General features: G+C 55.5%; 11 protein-coding genes and 1 pseudogene. 4 read left to right on the top strand and 8 right to left on the bottom strand.

Annotated elements, in window-relative coordinates:
* Window positions 1-44: 44 nt before the first annotated feature.
* The 4 genes from fadD to V2S86_RS05550 all read right to left on the bottom strand — a co-directional run bounded on the left by fadD (window position 45) and on the right by V2S86_RS05550 (window position 5,306).
* Window positions 45-1,733 (bottom strand): long-chain-fatty-acid--CoA ligase FadD, encoded by a 1,689-nt coding sequence (gene fadD, locus V2S86_RS05565; RefSeq protein ID WP_330761580.1) that lies wholly within the window; start codon window positions 1,731-1,733, stop codon window positions 45-47.
* Window positions 1,734-1,942: 209 nt separating this feature from the next.
* Window positions 1,943-2,533 (bottom strand): Slp family lipoprotein, encoded by a 591-nt coding sequence (locus tag V2S86_RS05560; protein WP_330761579.1) that lies wholly within the window; start codon window positions 2,531-2,533, stop codon window positions 1,943-1,945.
* Between the two features lie 101 nt (window positions 2,534-2,634).
* The gene (gene tsaB, locus V2S86_RS05555) at window positions 2,635-3,336 is read right to left on the bottom strand and encodes a tRNA (adenosine(37)-N6)-threonylcarbamoyltransferase complex dimerization subunit type 1 TsaB (protein ID WP_330761578.1); all 702 of its coding nucleotides are present in this window, start codon (window positions 3,334-3,336) and stop codon (window positions 2,635-2,637) included.
* A gap of 65 nt (window positions 3,337-3,401) precedes the next feature.
* Window positions 3,402-5,306: an ATP-dependent DNA helicase gene (locus V2S86_RS05550; RefSeq protein WP_330761577.1), complete on the bottom strand. Its 1,905-nt coding sequence runs from the start codon at window positions 5,304-5,306 to the stop codon at window positions 3,402-3,404.
* 248 nt (window positions 5,307-5,554) lie between these two features.
* Between V2S86_RS05550 and V2S86_RS05545 the strand changes: the two genes are divergently transcribed.
* Entirely contained in the window at window positions 5,555-5,899 is a 345-nt protein-coding gene (locus V2S86_RS05545) for a RidA family protein (RefSeq protein ID WP_330761576.1), read from the top strand.
* A gap of 52 nt (window positions 5,900-5,951) precedes the next feature.
* Here the strand turns inward: V2S86_RS05545 and mdtI are convergent, their stop codons facing one another.
* The 4 genes from mdtI to zwf form a co-directional block, all read right to left on the bottom strand.
* The gene (gene mdtI / locus V2S86_RS05540) at window positions 5,952-6,281 is read right to left on the bottom strand and encodes a multidrug/spermidine efflux SMR transporter subunit MdtI (RefSeq protein WP_020453871.1); all 330 of its coding nucleotides are present in this window, start codon (window positions 6,279-6,281) and stop codon (window positions 5,952-5,954) included.
* Window positions 6,268-6,636 (bottom strand): multidrug/spermidine efflux SMR transporter subunit MdtJ, encoded by a 369-nt coding sequence (mdtJ, locus tag V2S86_RS05535; protein ID WP_004945494.1) that lies wholly within the window; start codon window positions 6,634-6,636, stop codon window positions 6,268-6,270. Before mdtJ ends, mdtI begins: the two co-directional genes overlap by 14 nt.
* A gap of 551 nt (window positions 6,637-7,187) precedes the next feature.
* A complete protein-coding gene (locus V2S86_RS05530; RefSeq protein WP_330761575.1) occupies window positions 7,188-7,829 on the bottom strand; it encodes a bifunctional 4-hydroxy-2-oxoglutarate aldolase/2-dehydro-3-deoxy-phosphogluconate aldolase in 642 nt (213 codons plus the stop codon).
* Window positions 7,830-7,983: 154 nt separating this feature from the next.
* The gene (zwf, locus tag V2S86_RS05525; protein ID WP_004945501.1) at window positions 7,984-9,459 is read right to left on the bottom strand and encodes a glucose-6-phosphate dehydrogenase; all 1,476 of its coding nucleotides are present in this window, start codon (window positions 9,457-9,459) and stop codon (window positions 7,984-7,986) included.
* 395 nt (window positions 9,460-9,854) lie between these two features.
* On the opposite strand from zwf, the gene V2S86_RS05520 reads away from it, so the two are divergent.
* The 3 genes and pseudogenes from V2S86_RS05520 (at window position 9,855) to V2S86_RS05510 (ending at window position 13,344) form a co-directional block, all read left to right on the top strand.
* A complete protein-coding gene (locus V2S86_RS05520) occupies window positions 9,855-10,727 on the top strand; it encodes a MurR/RpiR family transcriptional regulator (protein WP_330761574.1) in 873 nt (290 codons plus the stop codon).
* Between the two features lie 180 nt (window positions 10,728-10,907).
* Window positions 10,908-12,350 (top strand): pyruvate kinase, encoded by a 1,443-nt coding sequence (gene pyk, locus V2S86_RS05515; protein ID WP_065506321.1) that lies wholly within the window; start codon window positions 10,908-10,910, stop codon window positions 12,348-12,350.
* Window positions 12,351-12,460: 110 nt separating this feature from the next.
* Window positions 12,461-13,344 (top strand): annotated as a pseudogene (locus V2S86_RS05510) (leucine-rich repeat domain-containing protein).
* Window positions 13,345-13,382 lie beyond the last annotated feature (38 nt).

The raw sequence follows: 13,382 nt of genomic DNA, 5'->3' as shown, positions 1-13,382 counted from the left end.
CGGCATTCACCGGCGTTGTTGATCTGTAAGGCGTGGATGATAGCCTAGGCGGCATCTGCCGCTGGCGGCTTTTTCTGCTCATCACGCAGTTCTCGCCGCAAAATTTTACCGACGTTAGATTTCGGCAACTCGTCGCGGAACTCAACAATTTTAGGCACTTTATACCCGGTCAGGTACCGGCGGCAATGGGTCAACAGCTCTTCCTTGGTCAGAGAGGCGTCTTTCTTCACCACGCAAATCTTGACCGTTTCACCGGATACGTCATTCGGCACACCAATCGCCGCGGATTCCAGCACCTTCGGATGCTGGCTGACCACATCTTCGATCTCATTCGGGTAAACGTTAAAACCGGAAACCAGAATCATGTCTTTCTTGCGGTCGACCACGCGTACAAAGCCCGACTCGTCCACTGTAACGATATCGCCGGTTGCGAGCCAGCCCTCTTTTAACACTTCATCGGTGGCGTCCGGCCGCTGCCAATAGCCTAACATAACTTGCGGACCTTTAACCCACAGTTCGCCCGGCTCCCCCACCGGCACATCATGCCCATTATCATCCACCAGCCGAATATCGGTGGAGGATACCGGCAGGCCGATGCTGCCGCTGTAGTGCGTCAGATCGTGCGGATTACAGGTGACCAGCGGCGCACATTCTGTCAGGCCATAGCCCTCCAGCAAATGCCGACCGGTGACTTTCTCCCATTTGTCCGCAACCGCCTTTTGTACCGACATCCCGCCGCCGACCGAGAAACGCAAGGTCGAGAAATCCAGCTTGTGGAAATCTTCATTATTGAGCAACGCATTAAACAGCGTATTGACGCCGCTGATAGCGGTGAAGGGGTATTTGGCCAGCTCTTTCACCAACCCCGGAATATCGCGCGGGTTGGTGATCAGCAAATTACGACCGCCCAACTCGAGGAACAGCAGGCAATTCACCGTCAGCGCAAAAATATGGTAGAGCGGCAATGCAGTGACGATCAATTCCTGGCCATCGCGGAACAGCGGCCCGTAGGCGGCGTTGCATTGCGCCAAATTGGCCTGCATATTGCGGTGCGTCAGCATCGCGCCTTTCGCCACGCCGGTGGTACCGCCGGTATATTGCAGGAAAGCCAGATCGGAATTGATGATGCCAGGTTTGACATACTGCAAGCGGCGCCCACGCTGCAAAGCGCTGCGGAAAGAAATCGCGGCAGGCAGATGGTATTTCGGCACCAATCGCTTAATGTACTTCACCACGAAGTTAACCAACGTGCCTTTGGCGGTGGAGAGCTGGTCGCCCATACGCGTCAGGATCACATGTTTTACCTGGGTATTGAACACCACTTTTTCCAACGTGTGAGCAAAGTTGGAGACGATTACGATGGCGCTGGCGCCGCTGTCATTCAGTTGGTGTTCCAGTTCGCGCGGCGTATACAGCGGGTTAACGTTTACCACCACCATACCGGCACGCAAAATACCGAATAGCGCGATCGGATACTGCAGCAGGTTTGGCATCATCAGGGCAACGCGATCGCCCTTCTGCAAGCCCAGTTCATTTTGCAGATAAGCGGCGAAGGCCCGACTGCGTTCTTCCAGCTTACGGAAGGTCATCATCTCGCCCATGTTAATGAAAGCCGGTTGATCGGCATAGCGCTGAACCGCATTTTCAAACATTTCGACCAAAGATGAATAACGATCGGCGTCGATCTCTGCCGGAACATCCGCCGGGTAACGTTTTAACCAGACCTTATCCAAGGTATTACTCCTCAAATCATTGCTCATTATCATCGCAGCCCCCAAAAACGCAGCCAAACCATAACAATATTTTAACTCAGCAGACCAGTTTGGGTTTTAAACATTAATTCAGGTTGCGATATACATCACTAATTGGCGGTATTTCCCTGCGCCAAAAGAAAAGGCGGCCGGAGCCGCCCTATTAAAATTTGTTGACCTCAAGCAAAAGCCTACTCGGTAACGATGGTTTGCACCTGCGCCGGACCAGGATTGTACCAGCCGTACCCTACTCCCCAACCCGGGCCCCAGGTACCGCTACGCCAGCCCCATGGCCCCATCGGCGCCGGTGGCATCATCACCTGCTGGGTCAGGCGCCAGCGCTTGTAACCGGTAGCGTTCATCGTCACGAACTTGTAAGGCGTCGTGCCGATCTTGCCTTCTTTCACCCCAGTGATTGGCCCGACAACGGTAACCAACTGCCCCTTGAAATCAACCGGCTCCAGAAAACCGTTAACCGTGGCCAGCAAACGGCCCCGCGACGGCTCGCCCAAAATCGGCCGGGCGCCTGAATCGAGCGGCACCGCCGCGATCTCGAGCACTGTGCGTCCCTGTTCGTTAGCGACGTTTACTACGGTGCCGCCAAAGCGGGCTTCAGCTCCGGCAAACAGATTCGGCGCATTCTGCACCGAAGATAGCTGCTGCACCGGCGTTGCCGTACTGCCTTTAATCGCATCCGGTACGGTTACGCAACCTGACAATGCCAGCGCGCCGCCGGCCATGGCCAGCAGCGACATCTTTTTACTTACAGTGCGGGTTAACATCGTCGCAATCTCCTGAAATGACTGTAACTTTGACAGCAAATCGCTGAGCAAGTTGCAGATCATTCATAGCCCGGACTCAACCGCAGCACAATAGGGCACCGTTATTCGCGCCCGGGCAGTTTTTTCCAGGTGACTTCGTTACGCAAGTAAGTCGGTTCGGCATTTTCTACTGTCACCGCCAATCCTTGCTGCCAGGCAAGCAGTGCAAGCGGCAGCATATCTTCCGCTTGCGGCAGCAGCATTTGCCCGTCGCGCAGGCTCAGAGAAGAGCCTGCAATCAAGTCCGGGTAGGTTTGCCAGCCGGTCCCAACATGCGCCCAGTTGCCTTGCAGGCCCTGTGCACGTTCCAGCGCTTGCTGTGGTGAAAGCACCGCTTCACCTTCGCTTTCCAGCCAACTGCCGTCTTGCCGGCGCTCAAACTGGCCCCAGTAGACTTCCCCCATCCGCGCGTCAATCGCCGCCAGCACTCGGTCGGCGCCGGTAACGCGCCAGGCACCTTGCGCCATGGTTTGCAACGTTGAAATGCCCAGCATTGGCAACCCGGCCCCCAGCGCCAGCCCTTGCGCGATGCCGATGCCGATACGTACGCCGGTAAAGCTGCCGGGCCCACGGCCAAAAGCCAGTGCGTCGAGTTGATCAAGGGTTAAACCGGCTTCCGCCAGCACTTGTTGTACCATCGGTAAAATGCGTTGCGTATGCTCACGTGGGCACAGCTCAAACAGGGCGTGGACTTCGCCTTGATTCCAGATGGCAACGGAGCAGGCTTCCGTCGCCGTATCGATCGCTAAAATTCGCGTGGACATACCAACCTCTGGCGGGAAAAAACAGGGCGCGCATTGTAGCACAGCCCCGTCTCCGCGCCTATCCGCTAGCGTTCAGCCTGCAGGAAGGCAATCGCCTGGGCGATATCCCGGGTGCGCGGCGTCGGCGGCAGACTATTGAGGAACACCTCGCCATAAGGCCGCATCACCAGGCGGTTATCGCAGATCACCAGCACGCCGCGATCGTCAGTATCGCGGATCAGGCGCCCGACACCCTGCTTCAGGGTAATGACCGCATCCGGCAATTGCACGTCGTTGAACGGATCGCCGCCCCGCAGCCGGCAATCTTCAATTCGCGCCTTCAACAGCGGATCGTCGGGCGAGGTGAACGGCAGTTTGTCGATGATCACGCAAGACAGCGCGTCACCGCGCACGTCCACCCCTTCCCAGAAACTGCTGGTCGCCACCAACAACGCGTTGCCGGCTTCGACAAACTGCGCCAACAGTTGGCCTTTGCTGGTTTCCCCCTGCAACAGTACCGGCAGTGTCATGGTGGCGCGGAACTCCTCCGCCAGTTCGCGCATCATCTGGTGCGAGGTGCAAAGGAAGAAACAGCGCCCGTTATTAGCTTCAATCAAGGGTCGCAGCATGCGCGCCAGCTGGCGGGCGCCGCCGGGTTGATTGGGCGAAGGCAGAAAACGCGGTACGCACAGCAACGCCTGTTTGGCGTAGTCGAACGGGCTGGGCAGCAGCAAGGTCTTGGCTTTGGTCAGGCCCAACCGCTCGGTAAAGTGCCCCATTTGCTCATTGACCGACAACGTGGCCGAAGTGAAGATCCAACTGCCCGGTTTTTCATCCAACAGCTCACGGAAGCGATCGGCCACCGTCAGCGGCGTCAGCGCCAGCACGAAATGGCGTGAATTGCATTCATACCAGTAACTGAAGCCCGGCTCGTTGACCTCTTTCAGTCGCTTGAGGCGTGCGCGATACAGCGTGGCGCGCTCGAAAGCGGCATCCAGCAAGGCCGAGCGGCCAAGGGACAGTTTAACCACGTCGTAGCACAGCTCCAGCGCATCATCGAGCAGCAGCAGGGCGCGCTGCACGTTCGGTTGACTGAGCACGTCGCGCAGGTTGCCGCGAAACCCCGGCTCTCCCAACATCAAACGGAAATCCTGGGTGCTCTGGCTGAGGCGATCGGCGCTTTTTTGCAACTGTGCGGCGTCACGGACTTCGGTACGGTAGGCAATGGTAATATCTTTAGCCAGATCCAACAGTTGGCGGCTGGTCAGCTGCTTGCCGAAATACTGACTGGCAATATCCGGGATCTGATGGGCCTCGTCGAAAATCATCACGTCGGCTTCAGGGATCAACTCGGCAAACCCACCCTCTTTCACCACCATATCCGCCAGAAACAGATGATGGTTCACCACGATAACGTCCGCATCCATGGCTCGACGGCGGGCTTTGACCACAAAGCAATCTTTATACAGCGGGCAGTCGCTGCCCAGGCAGTTGTCGTTGGTACTGGTCACCAGCGGCCAGATAAAGCTGTCTTCCGCCACGTCGCTGCAACTGCTGATGTCGCCTTCTTTGGTCAATGACGACCATTTACGCAGATGAACCAGATCGATCAGCGTCTGCCCGGCCAACTCCCCGCCGGCCATCGATTGTTGCTCCAGGCGTTCCAGACACAGATAGTTGGAGCGCCCCTTCAGCAGCGCCATCTTGCCTTTGTAGTTGAGCGCTTTGGCGACGGTAGGCAGATCGCGCGCATAAAGCTGGTCTTGCAGGGCCTTTGAACCGGTGGAGATAATCACTTTGCGATCGGCACGCAGCGCCGGCGCCAAATAGGCGAAGGTTTTACCGGTGCCGGTGCCCGCTTCGACCACCAGCTCCTGTTTGAAATTAATGGCCTCGGTTACGGCTTCCGCCATCTGCCGCTGAGGTTCGCGCGGTTTGAAACCCTTGATTGCCTGCGCCAGTGCGCCGTCTGTTGCGAAATCGTCCGTCACGCTATCTCTCTGCCAGTGTAATTCAGCGGTGATTATGCCAATCCTGCCGCACGGCTACCACCGACTTTTAGCCGATGGCTTTCAAGTTGGCCGCTCTGGCGCATCCATACGCTCGCGGCATTTGTACATCTCTGTACAGCACAGTGCAGGTAACAAAGCTGTAGTTTGAAAGACGACGGGTTTATCGCCACGCATTTCTATCGGTGGCTGTGTTACCCTTAAGATGATGATGATATGGAGATAACTGAATGAATATCGAACGTATTGACCCCGATCAGCGCTGGTCCGAAGCCGTGGTACACAACGACACCGTCTATTACACCAGCGTGCCGGAAAATCTGGATGACGACGCCACAGCACAGACGGCAAACGCCCTGGCCGCCATTGACGTGCTGCTGGCCCGCGTTGGCTCCGACAAGAGTCGAGTGTTGGACGCCACTGTTTTCCTGGCTGATGCTGCCGACTTCGCCGCAATGAACGCCGCCTGGGATGCCTGGGTGGTCGCCGGCAGCGCACCGGTACGCTGTACCGTGCAGGCCAAATTAATGAACCCGAAGTACAAGGTTGAAATCAAGATTATCGCCGCGCTGTAAACAAAAAACCGCAGGGAGTGCCCTGCGGTTTTTATTTTGTCTTGCGCTCTGATTAAGCCAGTTTGATGATCACCATTCCCGCCAACAGCAGCGCCAGGCCGATCCAGCCCTTGGCATTCAGCCGCTGGCCGAACAGGATCCAACCGGCGGCAATAGTCGCGGCAATACCGAAACCGCCCCAAAGCGCATAGGCCACCGAGAGATCAATCCCCTTCACCGCCTGCGCCAGCGCACTGAACGCGCCCAACACCGACAGCAGAGACAACAGGCCCATCCACACTTTGCGGAAGCCGTCCGACATTTTCAAAAAGATGTTGGCGACAATTTCCAGGACAATCGCCAGTGCCAGAAACCCGATGTGGTACAACTCAAGCTGTTGCATGGTTGTCACCTCGCGGGCTGACCTGTTTTCGTACTTTGCGGGTACCGGACTTCACCAGCATGATGCCGGCAATCAGCGTCACCAGACCCAACACTTTCAAAGCAGAGATCGGCTCATCAAACCACAGCACGCTGAACAGCGTAATAAACAGGATACCGATGCCTTCCCACAGCGCATAAGCCACGCCAAGGGCGACGCGTTTTATCGCCAGCGACAGCATTACGTAAGAAGCGGTGATCATCACATACATCACAATATGCCCGGTCATGCCGCCGCTGATACTGGCGTATTTCATTGACAGAGTACCGATAATTTCGGCCACGATAGCCAAACCTAAAAAGATCCAATAAATCATAATTTTTCTCCCAAACGGCGAATAACGCACGCTAAGGCGTATTTATCCCGATTTATCTCGTCGGACAGGCGCAACAAGGCGCCGACGACGCAGAGATCCCTGGGGATAAACTGACCCAAACGCAATAAGAATGTTTGCCCGGCTACGCGGAATGACGGAGGACTGAGCCTGTCACCAGCACCGGTTAAGGGAGAAAGACGCTATAGCTCGCTGCACCAGTGATGCTCACTGGCAAGGATGGCAGACAGGAAAAGCTGGCAAGTAGAGGTTCTGAGGGTAGTTCCGTTAAGTTTCATCATAATTATTCTCTATTCTCAGCCGCACACCGTGCGATTTGCCCAATATCCTCATAAAAGTAAAATTTTCAACTGCGATATTTGTACCACAGCCAAAATAAGAAAGCAAACTGCCATTTTCACAAGAAGCAGAAAAAAACGGGTTAAAAATAAGAAAGTTAAGCATTTTAAAAATAAAAAAAGGTTCAACGAGCCGTTGAACCTTGGTGATTTAATTCGTGGGCAAACTATCGCCAAACCCAGGCCCTGCGCGGGTTACAACGCAGCGCCCTTGACGGCGCTGCGCGCCAGTTCGCTGATGCGTTCGTAGTCGCCGCTCTCCAACGCGTCGGCAGGCACCAGCCAGGATCCACCGATGCACAGCACGCTTTTCAGCGCCAGGTAATCTCGGTAGTTATTCGGCGTGATGCCACCGGTCGGACAAAAACGCACCTGCGGGAATGGGCCGCCGATAGCCTGCAGCGCTTTTACGCCGCCGTTGGCTTCTGCAGGGAAGAACTTGAACTCGCGCAGGCCGTGATCCATGCCCAACATCAGCTCTGAAACGGTGCTGATGCCCGGAATTAACGGAATGGTTCCTGCAGTAGCGGCTTTCAGCAGCACCTCTGTCAGGCCCGGGCTGATAGCGAATTGCGCACCGGCCTCGGTCACTTCTTGCAACTGCTGGGGATTAATTACCGTGCCTGCACCGATAATCGCCTCCGGCACTTCTTTGGCGATGGCGCGGATTGCCTCCATGGCACAGGCGGTACGTAATGTCACCTCCAGCACGCGAACGCCACCGGCGACCAGCGCCCTGGCCAGCGGCACCGCATGTTCCAGTTTATTGATCACGATGACCGGAACCACCGGACCTGCCGTCAGGATTTGTTCTGCGCTGGTTTTCCAGTTTTTCATCAATACCTTCTCCACTACTTACGGTTTATGAATGGCACGCCCCTGCCACAGGGCTCCGCAAGTTAATGCGGGCGTCCGGCCGTACCCTAAGTGAGGTTGCTGTCCCGCGTTCAACGGGCAAAAAAATGCCGGCAGATAAACTGCCGGCGGCCTGTTACTCGAACTCGTTCCAGGAACGGCCATCGCGGGTGATCATCGCGACCGAGGCTACCGGGCCCCAGGTACCGGACTGGTACGGCTTCGGCGCTTCGTTGTCCGCTTTCCAGGCGTCCATGATGGAGTCCACCCATTTCCAGGCTTCCTCCACCTCGTCACGGCGTACGAACAGCGCCTGAATACCGCGCATGGTCTCCAGCAACAAACGCTCGTAGGCGTCTGCCACGTGCTCCTGGTTGAAGGTTTCCGAGAAGCTCAGATCCAGCTTGGTGGTTTGCAGGCGATGCTTGTGATCCAACCCCGGCACCTTGTTCAGCACCTGGATCTCGATACCTTCATCCGGCTGCAGACGAATGGTCAATTTGTTCTGCGGCAGTTGCTGATAAGAGTCGCTGAACAGGTTCAACGGTGGGTTCTTGAAGTAAACCACCACTTCAGAACATTTGGTCGGCAGGCGCTTGCCGGTGCGCAGATAGAACGGTACGCCGGCCCACTGCCAGTTGTCGATATCCACGCGGATAGAGACGAAGGTTTCGGTGTTGCTGCTTTTGTTCGCCCCTTCCTCTTCCAGATAGCCCGGCACTTTTTTGCCCTGCACAAAACCGGCGGTGTATTGGCCGCGCACCGTGGTTTCACGCACGTTGGTCTGATTAATGCGGCGCAGCGAGCGCAGCACCTTCACTTTCTCGTCACGAATACGATCGGTGGTCAAATCAGCCGGCGGCGACATGGCGATCATGGTCAGAATTTGCAGCAGGTGGTTCTGGATCATGTCGCGCATCTGGCCGGCCTGATCAAAGTAACCCCAGCGCCCTTCTATGCCCACCTCTTCCGCCACGGTGATCTGTACGGAATCGATGGTACGGTTGTCCCAGTTGGAGGCAAACAGTGAGTTGGCGAAACGCAGCGCCAGCAGGTTCAGTACCGTTTCTTTACCGAGGTAATGGTCAATACGGTAAACCTGGGACTCGTTGAAATATTCCGCCACTTGATCGTTGATCACGCGGGAAGATGCCAGATCGGTCCCCAAGGGTTTTTCCATCACGACGCGCGCCGGGTCGTGATTCAGCTTTGCCTCGCCCAACCCTTTGCAGATCGCGCCGAAGGTGCTCGGCGGCATGGCGAAATAGTTGATGGTGGTGCGATGTTTCTGGTCCAGCATTTTACCCAGTTTGGTAAAGTTTTTGCTGTCGTTCACATCCAGGTTGCAGAAATCCAGGCGTGCGCTCAGCGTGGCCCAGAGTTCGTCATCCAGCTTTTCTTTCATAAAGGTGCCAAGCGCTTCCTTGACCACCTTGATATAGGCTTCTTTATCCCACTCGGCACGACCAACGCCGATAATCCGGGTTTCCGGGTGGATATGGCCGGCTTTTTCTAACTGGTACAGGGAAGGCAGCAGCTTACGACGCGCCAAATCGCCCTTCGCGCCGAAAATAACCAGGTCACACGCCTGGGCTGTAGAGGTTACCGCCATGTTCATCTCCTCGTTGCAGGATATTTGTAATTTTCTTACATTACTAATGTACTCTCTTTGACTACGGCCAGTAAACCCGGATCAAAAGCAGAAAAAAAGCCCCAGAAACTCCAGTGTTAAGCGCGATCGGGCCTAAACGCCACCGCCGAAACTAAAAACTGTAATTTTCTGTCTTTTTTGACGCTCTTTTACCATTATGAAAGTTAGACACAGGTCATGTTCTGATGAAAAAAGTCTGCATACCCTCTGTCGAGACTGCCAACGGTTACCGGCACGTAGTATATTTTCATTAAACCGGCATTGATTTCTCCTTTGATTGAAATCGACATATCCGATGGATTTCAGGTGGAAACTTGAAAGATTGCGGGTATAAAACCATGAGTGACTCTCGTTATATGAATACGCTGGAAAAAATCCAGAGCCATCTGGAGCTCCTGAGCAAATCTGAAAGGAAAGTCGCCGAGGTGATCCTGGCCTCCCCACAAACCGCCATTCACTCCAGTATCGCAACGCTGGCCAAAATGGCGGACGTCAGCGAGCCCACCGTCAATCGTTTTTGTCGCCGTCTCGATACCAAGGGTTTCCCGGATTTCAAGCTGCATCTGGCGCAAAGTCTGGCCAACGGCACCCCTTACGTAAATCGTAACGTGGAGGAAGATGACAGCGTCGATTCCTACACCGGTAAAATATTTGAATCGGTCATGGCCTGTCTGGATACAGTAAAGGCAAATTTAGATATTGCCGCAATCAATCGTGCTGTTGACCTGCTTACGCAGGCAAAAAAGATCTCTTTCTTTGGTTTAGGCGCATCGGCAGCGGTCGCTCACGACGCGATGAACAAATTTTTCCGTTTCAATATCCCGGTGGTCTACTTCGATGACATCGTCATGCAGCGCATGGGATGCATGAACTCCAGCGAAGGCGACGTGGTGGTGTTGATTTCCCACACCGGCCGCACCAAAAACCTGGTTGAAATGGCGCAACTGGCGCGTGAAAACGACGCCACGGTGATCGCCATCACCTCACGCAATACCCCTCTCGCCCACGCGGCGACGCTGTCTCTGCTGCTTGATGTGCCGGAGGATACTGACGTTTATATGCCGATGGTGTCCCGAATTGCGCAATTAACGCTCATCGACGTTCTGGCCACCGGATTTACCTTGCGCAGAGGGGCTAAATTCAGAGATAACTTGAAGCGGGTCAAGGAAGCGTTAAAAGAATCGCGCTTTGATAAGGGTGCGGTTATCCCGAATAATTTCGACTCGTAATCGATGTAAAAACCTGCCGGGAAAATTTGAACGGCAGTATTAGAGGCAGTACCTGTAAAACGCTCATGCGGGTAACCCGGGTGAAACATCAGTGTAGTAAAATTACATTTCACTCCTGGTTTCGTTATCCGACGTTATCGCAACACCAATACTTTGCTTCACCAGTCAACGGAGTAATACATGTCCAGACGGCTCAGAAGAACCAAAATTGTTACCACCCTTGGCCCGGCTACTGACCGCGACAATAATCTGGAAAAGATCATTGCCGCCGGCGCTAACGTGGTTCGGCTCAACTTTTCCCACGGCAGCGCGGAAGATCATCAGGCTCGCGCAGATAAAGTGCGCGAAATCGCTGCCAAACTGGGGCGTCACGTCGCTATTCTGGGCGACCTGCAAGGGCCGAAAATCCGCGTTTCCACTTTTAAGGAAGGCAAAATCTTCCTCAATATTGGTGACAAATTCCTGCTCGATGCCAACATGTCAAAAGGTGAAGGCGATAAAGAAAAAGTCGGTATCGACTATAAAGGCCTGCCAGCCGACGTGGTACCGGGCGACGTACTGCTGCTGGACGACGGCCGCGTACAGCTGAAAGTGCTCGAAGTTCAGGGCATGAAAGTGTTTACCGAAGTGACCGTTGGCGGCCCGCTGTCCAACAACAAAGGCATCAACAAGCTGGGCGGCGGCCTGTCCGCAGAAGCCCTGACCGAGAAAGATAAAGCCGATATCATCACTGCGGCGAAAATCGGCGTCGACTATCTGGCGGTTTCCTTCCCGCGCACCGGCGAAGACCTGAACTACGCACGCCGTCTGGCGCGCGATGCAGGCTGCAACGCCAAGATCGTTTCTAAAGTTGAACGTGCCGAAGCCGTGTGCAGCGACGAAGCAATGGACGACATCATCCTGGCTTCCGATGTGGTGATGGTTGCCCGTGGCGACCTGGGCGTCGAGATCGGCGATCCTGAGCTGGTCGGCATCCAGAAAAAACTGATCCGTCGCGCCCGCACGCTGAACCGCGCCGTCATTACCGCGACCCAGATGATGGAATCGATGATCACCAACCCGATGCCGACCCGCGCCGAAGTCATGGACGTGGCGAACGCCGTGCTGGATGGTACCGACGCCGTCATGCTGTCTGCCGAAACCGCAGCGGGCCAGTACCCGGCCGAAACCGTGGCGGCAATGGCGCGCGTTTGTTTGGGCGCGGAAAAGATCCCGAGCATCAACGTCTCCAAGCACCGTTTGGACGTGCAGTTCGACAACATCGAAGAAGCCATCGCCATGTCTTCAATGTACGCCGCCAACCACCTGAAAGGCGTGACTGCGCTGATCGCCATGACAGAATCAGGCCGTACTGCGCTGATGATGTCCCGCATCAGCTCCGGGTTGCCGATCTTCGCCATGTCACGCCATGAGCACACACTGAACCTGACCGCGCTCTATCGCGGCGTTACGCCGGTTTATTTCGACAGCCATAACGACGGCGTCGTCGCGGCCAATGATGCGGTGAATCGTCTGCGCGACAAAGGCTTCCTGGTTTCAGGCGACCTGGTGATCGTGACGCAGGGCGACGTGATGGAAACCGTTGGTACCACCAACACCAGCCGTATCCTGCGCGTCGAGTAATAGCGCTTACCTGCCGCCGGCCGTTAACCCGGCCGGCATTTTTTCCCGCACCGCTCTTTCCGCCTGATAAACTCGTCTCCAGTCGCCACTACGGCAAGCGGAGAACCAAGATGCTTCATCAACACCCACAGCAAAACTGCAGCTCGCTTGCACTGGATCTTGACGGCCAGGAGTTGGAAAGCCTGGAGGAATCCCGCCTGCAGGGCAGCGCATTACTGAAAATCAGCTTGTACGGCAATCGCCTCCGCCAGTTTCCGGCGCAGATCTTTCAGCATCGCGACCTGCAGGTACTGAATATCTCCTGCAACCAACTCAGTGAACTGCCGGAAGAACTGGGCCAATTGAAAAAGCTGGCGATGCTGGATTGCGGTCACAACAAAGCCGACCGGATACCTGCCGGCATCGGCCAACTCAGCGAACTGACTTATCTTTATCTGAGCGACAACGCTTTCAGCACGCTGCCCATCGAACTGGGTTGCCTGCATAAATTGCGTTATCTGAACGTGACCGATAACCAACTGAGCGAATTGCCTGCGGCCATTGTTCAATTGAGTGATTTGCAGGAACTGAGGCTATATAACAACCAGATTACCGCGTTGCCGGCCGCCATCGGCCAGTTGAGCGCGCTGCGGGAACTGCATCTGATGAACAATCGCCTGGAAACGCTGCCGGAAGAAATCTCGCAATGCTCTGAGCTGGCGGTACTGGACGTGGAAAATAACGCCATCAGCAAGCTGCCTGCGGCATTCTGCCACTTAGCCAGCTGACCGACCTCAATCTGCGCTCCAATCGGCTACGGCAGCTTTCAGACAGCTTTGGTCAACTCACCGCACTCACCACGCTTGACCTGCGTGCCAACCGCTTGAGTGAACTGCCGGACAGCATGGCGGCATTGACTCGTCTGCGGCGATTGGATTTGCGCTGGAACAACTTCGCCCAGATGCCGGCGGTGCTGGAGCCGCTGATGGCGCAGGGATGCCTGGTGCATATATAAGCGCAGCAAAAACAAAGGGCCAGCCACCTTTCGATGAC

This window comes from Serratia sp. C2(1) (assembly GCF_036352655.1).
GTDB classification, from domain to species: Bacteria; Pseudomonadota; Gammaproteobacteria; order Enterobacterales; family Enterobacteriaceae; genus Serratia; species Serratia inhibens.
This window is presented reverse-complemented; position numbering and strand designations above follow the sequence as displayed.

Bases quoted from the DNA above. Each gene is read 5' to 3' on its own strand.
- V2S86_RS05560 (WP_330761579.1), bottom strand. From the start codon at position 2,533: ATGTTAACCCGCACTGTAAGTAAAAAGATGTCGCTGCTGGCCATGGCC.
- zwf (WP_004945501.1), bottom strand. From the start codon at position 9,459: ATGGCGGTAACCTCTACAGCCCAGGCGTGTGACCTGGTTATTTTCGGC.
- pyk (WP_065506321.1), top strand. From the start codon at position 10,908: ATGTCCAGACGGCTCAGAAGAACCAAAATTGTTACCACCCTTGGCCCG.
- V2S86_RS05530 (WP_330761575.1), bottom strand. From the start codon at position 7,829: ATGAAAAACTGGAAAACCAGCGCAGAACAAATCCTGACGGCAGGTCCG.
- V2S86_RS05545 (WP_330761576.1), top strand. From the start codon at position 5,555: ATGAATATCGAACGTATTGACCCCGATCAGCGCTGGTCCGAAGCCGTG.
- mdtJ (WP_004945494.1), bottom strand. From the start codon at position 6,636: ATGATTTATTGGATCTTTTTAGGTTTGGCTATCGTGGCCGAAATTATC.
- V2S86_RS05520 (WP_330761574.1), top strand. From the start codon at position 9,855: ATGAATACGCTGGAAAAAATCCAGAGCCATCTGGAGCTCCTGAGCAAA.
- mdtI (WP_020453871.1), bottom strand. From the start codon at position 6,281: ATGCAACAGCTTGAGTTGTACCACATCGGGTTTCTGGCACTGGCGATT.
- tsaB (WP_330761578.1), bottom strand. From the start codon at position 3,336: ATGTCCACGCGAATTTTAGCGATCGATACGGCGACGGAAGCCTGCTCC.